Raw genomic sequence first — 16,575 nt, 5'->3', positions numbered from 1 at the left:
TGTGTTAAAAAATTCTTTCGTTAACAAACACCACATCACCAGGCAACACCGGATCGGTCAGAGTGGCAGGAACTGCCTGTATATTGCCACTATCCGATTTCCGGTAAATCAACATGCGTGACGTTGATCCCCTGTCAGTGACACCACCGCCAATCGCCAGAACACGCATGATGTTCAGCTCGGTTTCCACCGGATACATACCTGGTCGCCGGACTTCACCATACACATAAAAATTCTTCTGCTGCCCAATAATTAACACATCATTCGGTAAAACTGATTGCATCAGCGCGGTCTGATTTTTTCCCTCCTCCAGATCCAGCTTCAGAGAAAGCACTTCCTGAGGTGCCGTTGCGCTGGCAGATAGCTTTCTACGCAGAACACGCAGACTTTTATCTGCCCTGGTAGTAGTTCCGCCCGCCAGACTCAGCGCCTCAAGCATGGAGACCGGTCCCTGTAAGGGATATCTTCCGGGGCGCAACACTTCTCCCAATACAGAAAAACTACGGCTGATTTGCTGAACGACTTTGACTGACACTTTCGGGTCCAGCAAATATTGTCCCTGTTCCAGCTTACGGGCAAATTGCATGGCGACTTCGCTGGCGGTTTTACCTTTGACTTCAATCACGCCAACCAGAGGCAGCGTAATGATGCCGCTTGCCCCCACCAACACGTCAGCACTCATGTCAGGTTGCCCGAATACCGTGATCAGCAACTGATCCCCCTCGCCGATTACATCTGGAAATTGCACTGACTGACTCAGTCCGGCATCAACCGGCTTATCCGGGATAGTGTCTGATGCTGAGATCTTGGATGCAGATGGTAACCTGCGCAGCGCAGCCTCCATCTTCAGCGGAGCAACAGAATTCGTTTCCTGCGCAAAAAGCGTACTCCAGCCAACACATAACAGAAAGGTAAGCAGCACTTGCCTTGCCAGGCACAAGTTCACTTTAACGATGAGAGGGAAGATCATTACACACTAAAAAAAGAATCAATCGGATTATTCTATCTTGCCAATGCCGGTGAAACAGGATATTTCTCCTGAATGGATGAATATTACTCAGGCATTCTTTTGAGTGTGAAGAAATAAATGCCGCATAACAATTATTAACCATTAACAAATTGTAACTTAACTCTTGCTCATATAACATTACCAGACGTATTTCATCGACGGGAACAAAAATTATTTGCCTCCTGGCGTGCTTGGCGCGATGCAGAAATCAGTTAATCGTCCTGTCTGATGATGATTGTCTCTGCGCTTTAAAACACACTAATACGATAGTCAGCATCATAAGTTTATGTCTGTCCTGAGATTGAAATAGATTCTGCCAATGACTGAAAGCCGATCCATGACCACAACACCGCCCCCCCCTGTCACGCCACCGTCTCCACAGGACGTGTCCAGTCACCCGCAGACAGTGGTTCCGCTAGTCATCATTGCCCCCGTCAGGGATGAAGCCGGGCTGATTCGCCTGACGCTCGATTCCATGGTCAGACAGACCGTGAGGCCGGTTGAATGGATCATCGTGGACGACGGCTCAAAAGATGAGACACCTGAAATCGTCCGTCAATATGCCCGCCAATACCCCTTCATACGCCTGGTGCAGCGACCAGACCGGGGATTCCGGAAAGTCGGCGGCGGGGTCGTGGCAGCCTTTAAATACGGCATTACCCAGATAGCAAACCAGGACTACGCCTACATTGCCAAACTCGATGGCGATATGTCTTTTGGTCCGCGCTACCTGGAAATCATGTTCGAAAAATTTGCAAACGACAGCAAACTGGCCGCCGTCTCAGGCAAAGTATTCCGGGAAGAAGACGGAAAGAAAATCGAGGAAATCATCATTGATGAGCATGTCGCCGGACAATTCAAACTCTACCGCCGGGAAGCATTTGAACAAATCGGTGGTTTTGTGGAGGAAGTGCTGTGGGATGGCATCGATGTTCATACCGCCCGGATGAAAGGCTGGAACACACTCAGTTTTTATCACCCTGATGCCATCCTGATGCACCACCGGCTGATGGGATCATCCGATAAAAATGTGTATCGCGGCCGCTTGCGCTGGGGACGGGGTATCTGGTTTATGGGTTACCATCCTTTATATGCAATCGCTTCCGGAATTTTCAGAATGCGTGAAAAACCGTTTGTCATTGGCGGCCTGCTGATTATTGCGGGCTATCTGGGGGCCGCACTGAGAGGCGCTCCCCGTTATGACAATCCGGAGTTCAGACAACATTTGCACCAATGGCAGTTGGCCCAGATCAAAAATCTGATATTCAAAAACAAAACCTGATAAAACCCAGTTCAGTTTATGTTCAATTCTTATTCTCCGGAACGATCATCCCAGCCGGCACATCTACTTTCTGTATTGATAGGGATATTGTTCGGATCAGTCATCTGCATAACATTATTTGTCATCATTATTAATGTTGAACATGTCGAACCAGAGATTTTTGGGGTACGCCTGCTGATTGCAGCACTCACCAGCGTGATTGTATTTTCCAGTCATCGCCTGCTGAATGCCCTGCAAACAAAAAAGCCACTGACCATATTTCCCAAACTGACCTGGCGCTGGTTTGTCGTTTTCATGGTGGTTTTACTGACCGCCTATGTTGATAAAGCGGCAGAACAGCTATCGCGTTTGGTGATGCTGCTGTGGCTGGCAAGCACACCTTTCGTGCTGATGCTGACAGCAATACTGGTTCGGGCTACCGCGATCCTGTACTACTCGAATCCGGCGCGCCGCCGCAAGGCCGTGATCGTCTGGGCTAATTCAGCCTGTGCTGATCTGGTTAAGGAATTGCGTAGTTCCCCGCTGGCAGCCATTGATGTAATCGGTTTTTTTGATAACCGGAGTGAAGCCCGTCCCCCTGCAGATTTAAAAAAACTGGGGAATCTGAACGAGGCCGTTGACTGGATCGTGGATCCGGCTACCGGAAAAATCAACGTCGATGTGGTTTTTATCGGTCTTAGTAATAAAGAACCTGCAGATCTCATGGAGGTCATCGAAGTGTTATACGACAGCACGGCAACCACTTATTTTGTTCCAGAGTCTGCCATCTTTGGCATGCCAGGCATACAGTTAAGGGAGTTGGCCGGAAAACCGGTACTGGCGTCTACCGAAACTCCATTCATCGGATTAGCCGCGCTACCCAAGCGCTTGCTGGATCTGATCGGTGCCACGATCGGACTGATTTTATTGTCGCCGGTCATGCTTGTCATTGCCATTGGTGTCCGTCTCAGTTCGCCCGGTCCGATTCTGTTCAAACAAAAACGCTATGGAGTCGCCGGAAAACCAATCAATGTTTATAAATTCCGCAGCATGAAAGCCACTCCGTCTGATATGCCAGTGATTCAGGCGAAGGTCGGGGATACCAGGGTCACCAGATTCGGCAGCTTCATCCGCAAAACCTCGCTGGATGAATTGCCACAGTTATTCAACGTACTCCAAGGTAATATGAGCCTGGTAGGTCCACGACCCCATGCAATTGAACACAATGAGCTATACCGGAAGCTCGTGACTGGTTATATGTTCCGTCACAAGATCAAACCGGGGATTACCGGCTGGGCGCAAGTCAATGGACTCAGGGGAGAAACGGAAACGCTGGAAAAAATGCAGGCCAGGGTTGATTATGATCTGTATTATCTCCAGAACTGGTCGATCTGGTTTGATATCGTCATTATCTGGCGCACAGTCAAGGTTCTGTTCGGTGACAAAAACGCTTACTGATTTCTGAAAACTTCAGTGTTGTTTCCATTGACGGATCAATTTTCCAGCAGCTGACTGTTTGAGATTCTGCCGCAGCGAACGGTAACACATCTGTACATCGCGAATCAGGTGCGGAGCAGCGATGGCTCCTTCACAAAGGGGAATAAAATCAGTTGCGAAACGCTGTTTGTAAGCCTGCTCTCCCCGCCCCAGATCAATCAGGGTAATACCATGCTGCTGCGCCTCTCTGGCACAAGCGGCAAGCAGAATCAGACCCGGTGAAAACTCGGCATAATCCGTGTCATACCATGGAAACCAGTAATGCAACACCTGGCCAGAGCGCATACCAAAATGGGCCGCCACCAGATGATCTCCGGCATACAGGGTTGAAAGCATGCCGGAAAATTCCGGCGAAGTCTGCTCAAAAATATTATTCACTGCATCACGTATCCAGGGCACCGCAAATATGTCATGTTTCGCACCCACAGTTTTAATAAACTGAGCTGACTTTCCCTTCAATAACGCCAGGAAATCATCACGGCTGCGGGACTCCATGACAAAACGCAACGGCCCAGCCTTTTTTGTCAACTTGCGCTGATTGGTTTCCGTTTTCTTGAATAAGGAAGCATCACGTAATTGAGTCAGCGTTTGCATATATGCATCAAATCCGCCAGCCAGATTCAATGTCAGCGAGCGGCTCTGCTCCCAGGAAAACGCAGCAAACTCCCTGCGTTCGGCAGGCATGTGATTAAACCCCATATAATGCACCTGCGCTGCGCGCAACATCTCTAAGACGGGAAGCGTCATTCCGGGTGAGCATACCGGTCCCTGATAGTCAGTCAGACTGCCGCCAACCGGTCCGGCAACCAAAGCGTTCTTACGCTGAAAAGGGAAAAATCCAATAATCTGGTTGTGATCTTCGATCACCAGAACCCTGACATCTGGCTGTGCCACAGCCATGATTCTGGTATAAGCCGGATGATAATACGGACTTTGAAAAACAGGTGACAGGTTGCGCTGATGCAGCCATACACGCTCTAAAACAACATCAATTTCATCGACACTGATCTGGCTGAATTTCATCATTGCGCTGATGCACTGTTGTTCATATTTAAAAAATATTGCTCCAGGTTTTTTTGGAGACTGGATTCAATCACTTCCTCTACCAACGCCGATAACTGGCTACCCCGCACCGGTTCAAATACGAATACCTTATACACATCAGCCAGCCTGAGTACACCGGGATGAATAGCTAAGGTCCACAATTCGTTCCCCTCCCCACCACTGCGCCACCATGTTCCAGATTGACTCTGGGACAGATCGGGAGTGATTTTTGCCACCCACCCCATTTCCAGCATTCTTTCCAGCAAACCTTCAATTTCGTCCAGTCCAAACCGGGTCTCCAGCCGGATTTCAGATACCTGAACAATTGCATTGCTTTTTTTTGCTCTTGCCCTGACCAAGATACGAAGGATATTCATGGCATCCTCAAAAGCGCTACCCGGTGTAGGGACATGCCACCAACGCTCATACTTCACGACGGGTAATGCCGCCGCAATCACTGCGCCAATCAGGGTAATGAGCCACGATAAATAAATCCACACCAGAAATATCGGAATAGCCGCCAAAGCACCATACACAATAGTGTAAGTTGGAAAATGCGTGACGAAGATAGCAAATCCACGCTTGGCAATCTCAAATGCACATCCTGCAAACAGGCCGCCCCAGGCTGCATCGCGCCAGTTAACTGTACGGTTTGGTACCGACATATACAGCAGTGTAAAAGCGCCAGTCGTAAACAGAATTGAAATCAGGGTGAAAACCATTCCTCCCAGAAATGGTACTGTGCCGACCATGCCGCTGGTCGCCGTGAACAGGTAAGAAGTAATCGAAATCGAACCACCGATCAGCAATGGCCCCAGTGTCACAATCGCCCAATACACCAGAATCCGCTGAAACAGCGGACGGGAGCGCTTGACTTGCCAGATCTGATTGAATGAGCGATCAATCATCGCCATTGTTGTAACTGCCGTCAACATTAATGCAATACCGCCGACTGCGGATAGTCTGGTGGCCTTGGTTGCAAACTGCGTCAGATAACCGAGTATTGTATTTGCAATTCCCTTCGGCATCAGATTCTGTACAAAATACGCCTCCAGCGAGGCGCGGAATGTATTAAACAACGGGAAAGCTGTAAAAATCGCCAGTGCAACCGTCAGAATAGGAACCAGTGCCAATACCGTCGTAAAAGTCAGACTGCCAGCCACCTGCGGCAAACGTCCCTCACGCAAACGGCGGCGTGCAAACTGAAACAGATTCTGCAAATGCTTCCAAGACAATCCTGGCATAAAATTCTTCACTCCTTATACAAGGTTGCTATTTTACTGATTGCATGACAATAAAGCCCCATATAATCGCACTATGAATACAACAAATTTAAATATTCTGGTTTTATATTACTCCCGGCATGGAGCAACCAGAAAAATGGCTGAACTGATTGCGCAAGGCATAGAGAGTGTCCCCGGCTGCGATGCCCGCTTACGGACTGTCCCGGCAATCTCTCCGATATCCGAAGCCACCGCCCCGGATATTCCGGAAAGCGGTGCCCCTTATGCAGAACTGTCGGACTTGTGCGAGTGCGCAGGGCTGGCACTCGGCTCTCCCACCCGTTTTGGCAACATGGCTTCTGCCATGAAATATTTTTGGGATAGTACTGCCAGTGAATGGCTATCCGGCGTCCTGACCGGTAAACCGGCCTGTGTTTTCACCTCCACCGGCAGCCTGCATGGCGGACAAGAATCCACTCTGCTCAGCATGATGCTGCCGCTGATGCATCACGGTATGCTACTCATGGGTATTCCGTACGGCGAAGCCGATTTAATGACCACCTCGTCCGGAGGAAGCCCGTATGGCGCCACGCACTGGTCCGGACTGGATGGGAAACACGCTATATCGGAAGAAAGCCGGCGTCTGACCATCGCTCTGGGTAAACGTCTGGCAGAAACCGCCATCAGACTAAACAGCGCATCATGATTAGTTCACGCCAAAAGCAGGCTCATCTGCTTGCCTGTTGCAGCCTGATCACGCTGATCCTATTGTGCATTTCCTGGGAAATGTGGATCGCGCCGCTGCACGCTGGCGGATCCTGGATTGCGCTGAAATTTCTGCCACTGCTGTTTCCGTTACGCGGAGTGCTGGTAAAAAACAATTACACCATGCAGTGGACCTCCATGTTGATCTGGCTGTATTTCACCGAGGGTGTCGTACGCGCCTACAGCGATACAGGAACTTTATCGGCAAGACTGGCGTGGCTGGAAATCGCTTTATCACTCAGCTATTTTTTATGGATCATGATCTATCTGCGTCCGCTTAAACAGGCCGCAAAAGCACGTAAAAAACAATATGTCGAAAACTGATTTTTTAAATCTGTGTCGCCAAGTTACCGGAGCAGATCAAGTAATCACCGATACGGATTCCCTGCAAACTTACGAATCCGAATGGCGGCAACGCATCAGGGGCAAAGCGCTGGCAGCAATCCGCCCGGGCTCTACGGATGAAGTCGCACAGATCGTCCGTCTATGTCAGCAGTTCAGGGTTCCACTCGTACCACAGGGCGGTAATACCGGACTGGTGTACGGCAGTATTCCGGACCATCAGGGCAACGCCGTGGTGCTGTCCCTGAAACGGATGCAGACAATCCGCGAGCTGGACATAGACAATGAAACGATCACTGCGGAAGCCGGCTGCCTGCTCGCACAAGTGCAACAGGCGGCTGCGGATGCAGGAAAACTGTATCCTTTATCGCTGGCATCGGAAGGAAGCTGCACAATCGGCGGGAATTTATCCACCAATGCCGGAGGAACCGCCGTGCTGCGTTACGGAAATGCCAGAGAATTATGCCTGGGACTGGAAGTGGTGACCGCCAACGGCGATATCTGGCATGGACTCAAAGGGCTGCGCAAAGACAACACCGGATATGATCTGAAAAATTTATACATCGGTGCGGAAGGTACGCTCGGCATCATTACTGCCGCTACTTTAAAACTATTCCCCGCACCGCGGGCCAGCTGCACGGTATTGGCTGCTCTTGCAACGCCGGATGCAGCCTTGCACTTATTAAATGCCGCCAAAAATTATCTGGGGCCGACATTAACCGGTTTTGAGTTGATATCGGACTTTTGCCTGCAATTGGTACTCAGACATTTTCCGCAGCTACGTCATCCATTCCGGCAAACTGCCCCATACTACGTACTGCTTGAAATTGCCAGCCATGAATCGCAGGAGCATGCGGCTGGATTTTTACTCGATCTGCTGGAAAAAGAGTCCGACCAAAATCAGCTGCAGGATGCTGTCGTTGCAGAATCGAGGCGTCAGGCACAAACCTTGTGGAACCTCAGAGAAAATATTTCGATGGCCCAGGCTGCGGAAGGGAAAAATATCAAACATGATATCGCTGTTCCTGTGTCATCAATCCCGGCATTCATTGCAGAAACCAATGCGCTGCTGCACCGGCACTTCTCCGGGTGCCGTATTGTCTGCTTTGGCCACATGGGAGATGGAAATCTGCACTACAACATCTCCGCCCCTGAACACACATCCGGCGAGATTTTTTTAAAACAGCAGGCGCTAATTAACCGTATCGTGCATGATCAGGTTCACCGGTTTAACGGCTCAATCTCCGCGGAACACGGTTTGGGAACGTTAAAAAAAGAAGAGATCCGACGTTACAAATCCGCGATCGAACTGAATCTGATGGAAACCATCAAAGCAGCACTTGATCCGCACAATCTCATGAATCCTGGAAAAGTCCTGTAACCAGAAAGAAACCTCTATGTCTCAGCGCAATAAGCTTTTTCTGTCGAAACTGAGTTCCCTTATTTTCCTGTTGACGCTTTCAGGCAGCAGTCTGGCAACGGTTTACCGCTGCGAGCAGCAAGGAAAAATTCAATATAGTCAGACCCCCTGCCCGTCCGGGCAAACAGGACAGGTATTGCATCAACCACTTCCTCCAGCGCCATCCGAATCGGAAAAAGCGCAAGCTACCGGGATCGCGAATCAGGAAAAAGCCGCAGCCAATAAACTGGAAAAAGACCAGCATACCAGAGAACAAAAACAGGAACGGGAGCTCCGTCAACTCAGCGCACAACGGGAAAAACAAAAAAAACAGTGCGATCGGGCACAACTTCAGGTGAAATGGGCGAAAGAAGACGTACATCAGGCACAACCCAAAGCAGAGGCCAGGGCAAAACAAAAACTAAAGCGGGCGAATGAAAAAGCTGCTCTGGCTTGCCATCACTCCTGAACCGCTTTCATTTTCCTGGCAGCATAGCTGAGCATACCCGGATGATGCATAATGCTGCCACCAATAAAACCGACCACACTGCCGATCACAATATCTGACAATCGTGTCATCACCAGTGTTTCGGGTGGAATGTGAATTGTCCCGCCTTCAGCAAACAGCATCGTCATCGGTGTAATAAAAATCACGGCCAAGCCATAGTTCCGGACTACCAGCGACTCCACAATAAAATTCAGAACAACAATACTGACTGCATACGTCCAGACATTGAGGGAAAGTGAAAAAACCATCCACGCCAGCCCCATGCCCAGCACGGTTCCGGTGATCCTGTGAATATTCCGGTGCCAGACCGACCTGAAATTCGCTCCCTGCATGATCGCCAGACAGGAAACCGGTACCCAGTAAGGATTAGGTAATTTGAGCATCAGCGACAGCAAATATGAAGCACCGACAAAAAAACCGACGATGCTCGCCTCTAACATAATCAAAAATAACTCCTGCTTTGAACGTGATGGTTTTGCGGGCTGCGTCAGCCCTAATACCGGCCCTGAAAAAACAATCAGTGTGTAAATAAAGGCCACCAGACAAGACAGCATGCATCCCAATGCGAGCAGGCCGATTCTGACCGGAATCAACGCAACATCAAAAGGTAAAGTGCTGCCGATTGTCGCTATAAAAATAAAGAAAAAACTGCCGGGCGGGGAAATCGAATAATAGCGGCAGATGATTTCAACGAATACGACGGTCAGCGCCAGCACTATCGCAGACAAATAGGGATTGATGCCAGCGACGATCGCCAGCGTGAAGCACGCCAGAAAACCGAAAGTACACATCATCAGACTCTGCATACGATGCACCAGTGCTGTTTTTGGCAGATATAAATCACCAGTGTTCCCATACAAACCAGCAAAGCGTAATCCATCCGTCCGCAATAGGCACCAGCAAAGACAGGAATCGCCATGCATACGGAAGCAACTAATGCGATATGCCACGGACGCGAGGGTATATTCAGTCTCAGCAAATGCCGTATCTCAACCGACAGATGACTGAACCATATCCGGATCTGGATTTTATCAATACGCATTATTTCTTTACTCCATATTTCATTTTTGGATTTGCTGATAACCAGCATCTTCCAGTTTACCCCTCCTCAAAGATTCATGAGGCCATCGCGGAATGGCTTCAACGGTGATTCTGTCAGGCTATCAACCAAGCCGCCCATTTGCATCACAAAAGGACTACTCAATCGTATACAAAAAAACTACTTACATACTGAATCTATAAATGACCTCCCGGAAAAGGAAGCGAACACAAGTCCGTTTGTGGCGAGAGGTCATCGAGAAAATAGAAAAAGAAAATAAAATGTCATCCTGATTCAGGCCAATTCAAAATCCCATACTTGTCCCTATCGAAACAGTATATTTCGGAGCTAGTTGATACCCATTCAGACTCTGATATACCGGTATCTGCAAAAACATATACAGCCTGAGGCGCTCAGACCCACTCCAGGTGAGGCCGGGACTGACATACAAAGTCTTGCCACCGCTATCATCCGGAGACGCATTCACACCAGAATCTTTCGATGAAATCCGTCCATTCAGCTGCAATTGCGGAATCCATGTTCCCATACCTGCATACCGGATTCCCGCATTCACATTCAGACTTTTTCCAGGCTGATAGCCATCATTATGATTCAAAGGAAGCTGGGCCATTGCTTGAATAAAGTAATCCCAATCAGGAGAAAGCTGATTAAATTGAAAAATCCCAGCAATCAGATCTGTCGTCCCACTGCCCGGTTGTAAACCGCGATCCAATGACTGTCCGGCCAGTGCACCGCTGTTAAAATTTTCAGTATGGCTACCTGTTGCCAGTTTCAAGCCAAGTTGAATGCCCAGATTATGATCTGTAGTCAGTCCCGTATACCGTCCAATCACCTTTATATCTCCCAGACTATGGGTATGAGATGCTCCGGCATCAGAGCCATCAAAGGCAAAGCCATTCGTCGCATGAGTGCGATCGATGTAAGGCAGCTGTACAGTGACTCCCCAATCCGGTGACGCCGTGTAATCCACGCTCGCCGTCAGGTACTGATTTTTTGTATACAGCTCCTGCTCATGCCCATCTACTGGCCAAGTCGTGGCTTTATCAGTCCCGCTTCGTATCTGGTTTTGATTCAAGAAGTCATAGCGCAGATCGAACCGAAATCCCGGATCGGATGAAAAACCCTGATTTTGCCAATCCGAGCTAAGCGAACATCCACAGCTGGCACAGGAAAATGCAGCCGCAGATGAAAAAGAGAAAATGGTGCCCACCATTATTTTTAAAACTGTTTTCATGTCATTGCTTCGAATAAAGACTGATACAAGCAACCCACTACGGACTCGGTTGCATCAGCAGGTTAGCAAAAAATACTGTCATCATCTGTCATGAATCAGGCAATCGCCAATCCATTCAGACTAACCATCGAATCAACATGCAGGTGGTGCGCGGGTTTGGTATGCGCTGTAAGAGCGATCTGAAGGAACTACGTTATCCTCGGGTACTACAGCAATCCTCGACCGGATTAAATCTGGCCAATAACTATTACTAACAGGAGGATATGCATTCTCGGAGTCCAGACTCAGCAAGCAAAGCGCACAATGCTTATCTGATGGGGAAAAATCAGTTTTCTCAGAGAATAAATGCTTGATCTGAAAAAAAGAATTTGTTGCACTACAAATACTATCCGTCCCCGGATTACGAGTACTGAGAGAATGCAGTAATGAGGGGGCAATGAATGCAAAAAGCATGGCCCCTATCAGGAGCCAGGCAATGCGCTTTTTGTGCGAGTCACTGAAATAAATCATTTTGCCGGATATTCCGTACTGCCAGAGTTAATATCTGATTCTATGTAGTTCAATGATTGGTTGATTTGATGCAGGACATAAATTCCTCAACTACATGCGTGATGGGAGATTTAAACAAAATCAATCTTCCAGCCAATCCAGATCGAAAGGCGCAAAACAGTTTGAAAGAAAGCGGGCAAGAAAAATTACATGAAAAAATGAATTGAATCAATTTCAGAAAAAGTAGCAAGTTGCAGTTGCACCCTATTTAGAACAGCGAAATATCTTGCATTTTCAGAACGGGGTTACATAGCTGTTACATGAAACCAAAAAGCAAAAAGCCCAGACAAAATGTCTAGGCTAAGTGCTTGATTCTATTGGCCTGCCCAGCAGGAATCGAACCTGCGACCCCGAGCTTAGAAGGCTCGTGCTCTATCCAACTGAGCTATGGACAGTCTGATTTCCGGATCAGTGCCACGGAAAAACTGAAGGCTGAATACTACATGTTATCCGTCCTTGTTTCAAGAATGGGATGTGATTCATTCCAAATCGGCTAATATAATCCATCAGATTTTATCGATACAGGTAACCAGACGGCGTGCGCAGGAGGTCGCCAGTTCCCTGTCATCCGCCTCAACCATGACACGGATTAACGGTTCTGTTCCTGAAGGTCGGATTAATACCCGTCCCCGGCCATCCAGCAGCGTTTCTACATTCTTTTTTTCCTGCATCAGCGCTTCATTTTTTTGCCAGTTAAATCCAGGAACAACCCGCACATTTAACAAAACCTGAGGAAACAATGTCAGTTCATCAAAGCATTGATCCAGGTTTCGCCCCATACGGCGCAATGCAGACAAAACCTGTAACGCAGAAACAATCCCATCTCCGGTTGAATGCTTGTCCAGACAAAGCAAATGACCCGAACCTTCACCACCCAGTATCCAGCCATGCTCCTGCATTTGCTCCAAGACATAACGATCACCTACTTTGGCCCGGATAAAACCAACACCGAGTTTTTTCATCGCGATTTCAACCGCCATGTTGGTCATCAGTGTCCCGACGACGCCTGCCACGGGACCAACGGCCAGACGGTCGATCACCATCAGATACAACAGTTGATCACCATCGTAAATTTTGCCATTTTTATCGACCATTACCAATCGGTCAGCATCACCATCCAGAGCGATACCCAGGTCGGCGTGATTGGCGCGAACTGCAACCGCCAGCGCATCCGGAGCCGTTGCACCAACCTTTTCATTAATATTTAAGCCATTAGGTACATTACCAATAGCAATCACTTCTGCGCCCAGCTCATGAAACACATGAGGGGCAATGTCGTAAGCAGCACCATGCGCACAGTCAACCACGATCTTCAGGCCACGCAAATCCAATTCATTGGGAAAGGTGCTCTTGCAAAATTCGATATAACGACCGTTCGCATCACGCAAACGATGTGCTTTTCCGAGATATTCCGAACTCACGCACTCCATCGGTTTCTCAAGCTCAGCCTCGATGGCGAGTTCAGTTTCGTCAGCCAGTTTATTGCCTGACGCAGAGAAAAATTTAATCCCGTTATCGTCAAAAGGATTATGAGACGCCGAAATCACCACCCCGGCGGACAATCGCAAAGCTCGGGTCAGATAAGCCACGGCAGGTGTCGGCATAGGCCCGGATAACATGACATCCACACCGGCAGCTGCGAAACCCGCTTCCAGCGAGGCCTCCAGCAAATAGCCTGAAATACGGGTATCTTTGCCGATCAAAACTGTAGGACGCTTATCGGTATGCACTCCAGTTTGTACCAAGACCTTACCTGCGGCATAGCCAAGACGCATCACAAAATCCGGAGTAATCGGTGAAACACCTACCCGTCCGCGAATGCCATCTGTTCCAAAATATTTTCTTGTCATAATCTTTTATCCAGTTACACCAATGCCTGCCATACATTTAAAACATCAACGGTTTCAGCAACATCATGGACGCGCAAAATCGCTGCTCCACGCTGTGCAGCTAACAGCGCTGCCGCCAGACTACCCGCAATCCGACGTTCGACCGGCCGACCAGTCAGATCACCAATGATGGTTTTGCGTGAAATACCGACCAACATAGGTAGTTTAAGTTTATGTTGAAGCGCATCAATTCCACAAAACAGCCCAATATTATGCTGCCGGCTTTTTCCAAAGCCAAAACCTGGATCGATACAAATATTTTCCTCAGAAATACCTGCTGCAAGCAATGCCTGCACCCGGTCCTGCAAGAAATATTCAACTTCCGTGAGGACATCCTGATATTCAGGTGAAATCTGCATGGTTGCCGGTAAATTTTGCATATGCATGACACAAAGGCCTGCATCCGTCCCGGTAACCGCAGTGATGGATTTGGCAGAGGCAAACCCGTTGATATCATTGATCATGTCCGCACCTGCCAGCAATGCCTCACGCATGACTTCCGGCTTGTAGGTATCGATTGACAAAGGCTTTCCGCAATCACGCAGTGCAAAAATCACCGGCATGACCCGATCGAGCTCTTCATTCAGCGACAGGACTTGCGAGCCCGGCCTGGTCGACTCACCACCGATATCGATGATATCCACACCATCCCGTATCATCTGCTCAGCGCGAGAAATTGCGCTGTCCAAAGAGAAAAACTGTCCGCCGTCAGAAAATGAATCCGGCGTGATATTCAGGATTCCCATGACCAGGGGTTTTGCCCCTTGCTGATACAAAGGAAACCGGTATCTGCCACATTGAAAATAAGTCGTCATCAACAATAAAGGTAAGGATTTCTCCTTACCTTTTTGAATTTTATTAATAATTTACGTGGTCAGCGTCAGGCCGGTGCTGTGGCATTTGCAGGCATGCCGCCCGAAGGATTGTCGCTGGAGGATTTTCCTGCTGACTGCCCTAATTTTGGAGGACGCGGTTCCAGACCATTCATGATGTCGTTGACCTGATCAGCATCAATGGTTTCCCATTCGAGCAGCGCTTTCGTCATCACCTCGACTTTTTCGCGATTCGCCTCCAATAACTGACGGGCATGAGCATATTGTTTATCCAGAATCGTCCGAATCTCCGCATCCACTTTCTGTTGCGTCGCTTCGGAAATCGTTTTGGAAGACATGCCAAAATAGCCTTCCTGCTGATTATCCTCATAAACCATAACGCCCATACTGTCAGACATACCGAAGCGTGTCACCATGGAGCGCGCCAGCTTGGTAGCACGAGCAAAATCGTTTGATGCGCCAGTTGACATCTGGCCAACGAAAATTTCTTCCGCGATACGACCACCGAACAGTATCGAAATTTCTTCCAGCATCTTGTCTTTGTAGCCGCTGATCTGATCATGCTCTGGCAGTTGCCAGGTCAAGCCGAGTGCGAAACCGCGCGGCATGATGGTGACTTTATGTACCGGGTCAGCCTTTGGCAAAAGTTTAGCGACCACCGCATGACCTGATTCGTGGTAAGCCGTATTGCGGCGCTCTTCCTCACGCATCACCATGGATTTACGTTCAGGTCCCATGAAGATTTTGTCTTTTGCATCTTCAAAATCGAGCATCTCTACCAGTCGCTTGTTACGGCGGGCGGCAAACAGCGCCGCCTCATTGACCAGATTAGCCAGATCAGCGCCGGACATACCCGGAGTGCCACGAGCAAGAATATCCGCTTTGACATCGCTGCTGATAGGAACCTTGCGCATATGGACATTCAGAATCTGCTCACGACCACGGATATCCGGTAATCCGACCGAAACCTGACGATCAAAACGTCCCGGGCGCAGCAAAGCCTTATCCAGCACATCGGCACGATTGGTTGCAGCAATCACAATCACACCGGAATTAGCTTCAAAACCATCCATTTCAACCAGCATCTGGTTCAGAGTTTGTTCCCGCTCATCATTACCACCACCCATACCGGCGCCACGGTGACGGCCAACGGCATCAATCTCATCAATAAAAATAATGCACGGAGAATGTTTTTTAGCATTCTCAAACATGTCCCGAACGCGCGAAGCACCGACACCGACAAACATTTCAACAAAGTCAGAACCGGAAATGGTGAAGAAAGGGACTTTGGCTTCGCCAGCGATAGCGCGCGCCAACAGTGTTTTACCTGTTCCTGGCGGTCCCACCATCAGAATACCCCGGGGAATACGTCCGCCCAGTTTTTGAAATTTGGTTGGATCACGCAGAAAATCGACAACTTCAGTGACTTCCTCTTTAGCCTCGTCGCAACCCGCCACATCGGCAAAGGTGACATTATTATTGGTGTCATCCAGCATGCGGGCTTTGGATTTGCCAAAGGAGAACGCTCCGCCTTTACCACCACCCTGCATCTGGCGCATAAAGAAAATCCAGACGCCAATCAATAACAACATGGGGAACCAGGAAATAAACACCTGGGAAAGGAAGGATGGTTCTTCTGGTGGTTTATTATCAAATTTGATGCCATTATTGACCAGATCACCAACCAGACCACGGTCAAAAATCGTCAGCTGAGACTTGATTTTCTTACCGTCAGACGTAATGGCAGTTACTGTACGATTGGCATCATCAATCGTAGCCTCTTTAATATGCTTCGCTTTTACTTCATCAAGGAACTCTGAATAAGGCACAGAAGCCATACCAGTACCAATGCTCTTCCCTTCAAACTGCTTGAAAAGCGTGAAAAGCACGAGGGCAACCACTACCCATATAGCTGCTTTTGAAAACATATTATTCACGAGAACTCCTTGGACGCTCTAAGCG

Annotated in this window: 15 protein-coding genes and 1 tRNA gene; 6 read left to right on the top strand and 10 right to left on the bottom strand. The window is 48.7% G+C overall.

Annotated features, from left to right (window positions below):
- Window positions 1-4 precede the first annotated feature (4 nt).
- Window positions 5-748 (bottom strand): polysaccharide biosynthesis/export family protein, encoded by a 744-nt coding sequence (locus HV832_RS09660; protein WP_176803631.1) that lies wholly within the window; start codon window positions 746-748, stop codon window positions 5-7.
- Window positions 749-1,346: 598 nt separating this feature from the next.
- Here HV832_RS09660 and HV832_RS09655 point away from each other — a divergent pair.
- Together HV832_RS09655 and HV832_RS09650 are read left to right on the top strand one after the other, a co-directional pair.
- A complete protein-coding gene (locus HV832_RS09655) occupies window positions 1,347-2,291 on the top strand; it encodes a glycosyltransferase family 2 protein (protein ID WP_176803630.1) in 945 nt (314 codons plus the stop codon).
- 87 nt (window positions 2,292-2,378) lie between these two features.
- Window positions 2,379-3,728 carry an undecaprenyl-phosphate glucose phosphotransferase gene (locus tag HV832_RS09650; RefSeq protein WP_176803629.1) on the top strand — a complete coding sequence of 450 codons (1,350 nt, stop codon included), beginning with the start codon at window positions 2,379-2,381 and terminating at the stop codon, window positions 3,726-3,728.
- Between the two features lie 12 nt (window positions 3,729-3,740).
- Here HV832_RS09650 and HV832_RS09645 read toward each other — a convergent pair whose 3' ends face one another.
- Window positions 3,741-4,793 carry a GNAT family N-acetyltransferase gene (locus HV832_RS09645; RefSeq protein WP_176803628.1) on the bottom strand — a complete coding sequence of 351 codons (1,053 nt, stop codon included), beginning with the start codon at window positions 4,791-4,793 and terminating at the stop codon, window positions 3,741-3,743.
- Window positions 4,790-6,055, bottom strand: a complete 1,266-nt coding sequence (locus HV832_RS09640; protein WP_176803627.1) for a YihY family inner membrane protein — start codon at window positions 6,053-6,055, stop codon at window positions 4,790-4,792. Before HV832_RS09640 ends, HV832_RS09645 begins: the two co-directional genes overlap by 4 nt.
- 73 nt (window positions 6,056-6,128) lie before the next feature.
- On the opposite strand from HV832_RS09640, the gene wrbA reads away from it, so the two are divergent.
- The 4 genes from wrbA to HV832_RS09620 are packed head-to-tail and all read left to right on the top strand — an operon-like array spanning window position 6,129 to window position 9,009.
- Window positions 6,129-6,740: an NAD(P)H:quinone oxidoreductase gene (wrbA, locus tag HV832_RS09635; RefSeq protein WP_176803626.1), complete on the top strand. Its 612-nt coding sequence runs from the start codon at window positions 6,129-6,131 to the stop codon at window positions 6,738-6,740.
- Window positions 6,737-7,123 carry a DUF2069 domain-containing protein gene (locus HV832_RS09630; RefSeq protein WP_176803625.1) on the top strand — a complete coding sequence of 129 codons (387 nt, stop codon included), beginning with the start codon at window positions 6,737-6,739 and terminating at the stop codon, window positions 7,121-7,123. Before wrbA ends, HV832_RS09630 begins: the two co-directional genes overlap by 4 nt.
- Window positions 7,110-8,522, top strand: a complete 1,413-nt coding sequence (locus tag HV832_RS09625) for an FAD-binding oxidoreductase (RefSeq protein ID WP_176803624.1) — start codon at window positions 7,110-7,112, stop codon at window positions 8,520-8,522. The genes HV832_RS09630 and HV832_RS09625 overlap by 14 nt, the downstream gene beginning before the upstream one ends.
- A 16-nt stretch (window positions 8,523-8,538) precedes the next feature.
- Entirely contained in the window at window positions 8,539-9,009 is a 471-nt protein-coding gene (locus tag HV832_RS09620) for a DUF4124 domain-containing protein (RefSeq protein ID WP_176803623.1), read from the top strand.
- On the opposite strand, the gene HV832_RS09615 is transcribed toward HV832_RS09620, so the two are convergent.
- From HV832_RS09615 to ftsH, 7 genes are all read right to left on the bottom strand, one after another.
- Window positions 9,000-9,842, bottom strand: coding sequence for an FUSC family protein (locus HV832_RS09615; RefSeq protein WP_176803622.1), 843 nt, complete (start codon window positions 9,840-9,842; stop codon window positions 9,000-9,002). The genes HV832_RS09620 and HV832_RS09615 overlap by 10 nt on opposite strands.
- A 549-nt stretch (window positions 9,843-10,391) precedes the next feature.
- Window positions 10,392-11,342 (bottom strand): TonB-dependent receptor, encoded by a 951-nt coding sequence (locus HV832_RS09610; protein ID WP_176803621.1) that lies wholly within the window; start codon window positions 11,340-11,342, stop codon window positions 10,392-10,394.
- A gap of 132 nt (window positions 11,343-11,474) precedes the next feature.
- Window positions 11,475-11,852, bottom strand: a complete 378-nt coding sequence (locus HV832_RS17595) for a DUF2946 domain-containing protein (RefSeq protein ID WP_176803620.1) — start codon at window positions 11,850-11,852, stop codon at window positions 11,475-11,477.
- Window positions 11,853-12,209: 357 nt separating this feature from the next.
- Window positions 12,210-12,286, bottom strand: a tRNA-Arg gene (locus HV832_RS09600).
- A gap of 111 nt (window positions 12,287-12,397) precedes the next feature.
- Window positions 12,398-13,741: a phosphoglucosamine mutase gene (glmM, locus tag HV832_RS09595; protein ID WP_176803619.1), complete on the bottom strand. Its 1,344-nt coding sequence runs from the start codon at window positions 13,739-13,741 to the stop codon at window positions 12,398-12,400.
- A gap of 14 nt (window positions 13,742-13,755) precedes the next feature.
- A complete protein-coding gene (gene folP / locus HV832_RS09590; RefSeq protein ID WP_176803618.1) occupies window positions 13,756-14,595 on the bottom strand; it encodes a dihydropteroate synthase in 840 nt (279 codons plus the stop codon).
- 65 nt (window positions 14,596-14,660) lie between these two features.
- Entirely contained in the window at window positions 14,661-16,550 is a 1,890-nt protein-coding gene (gene ftsH / locus HV832_RS09585; protein WP_176803617.1) for an ATP-dependent zinc metalloprotease FtsH, read from the bottom strand.
- Between the last annotated feature and the right edge of the window lie 25 nt (window positions 16,551-16,575).

It is taken from the genome of Cognatundibacterium oligocarboniphilum (assembly GCF_013377855.1).
Taxonomy (GTDB): Bacteria; Pseudomonadota; Gammaproteobacteria; order Burkholderiales; family Burkholderiaceae_D; genus Undibacterium; species Undibacterium oligocarboniphilum.
This window is presented reverse-complemented; position numbering and strand designations above follow the sequence as displayed.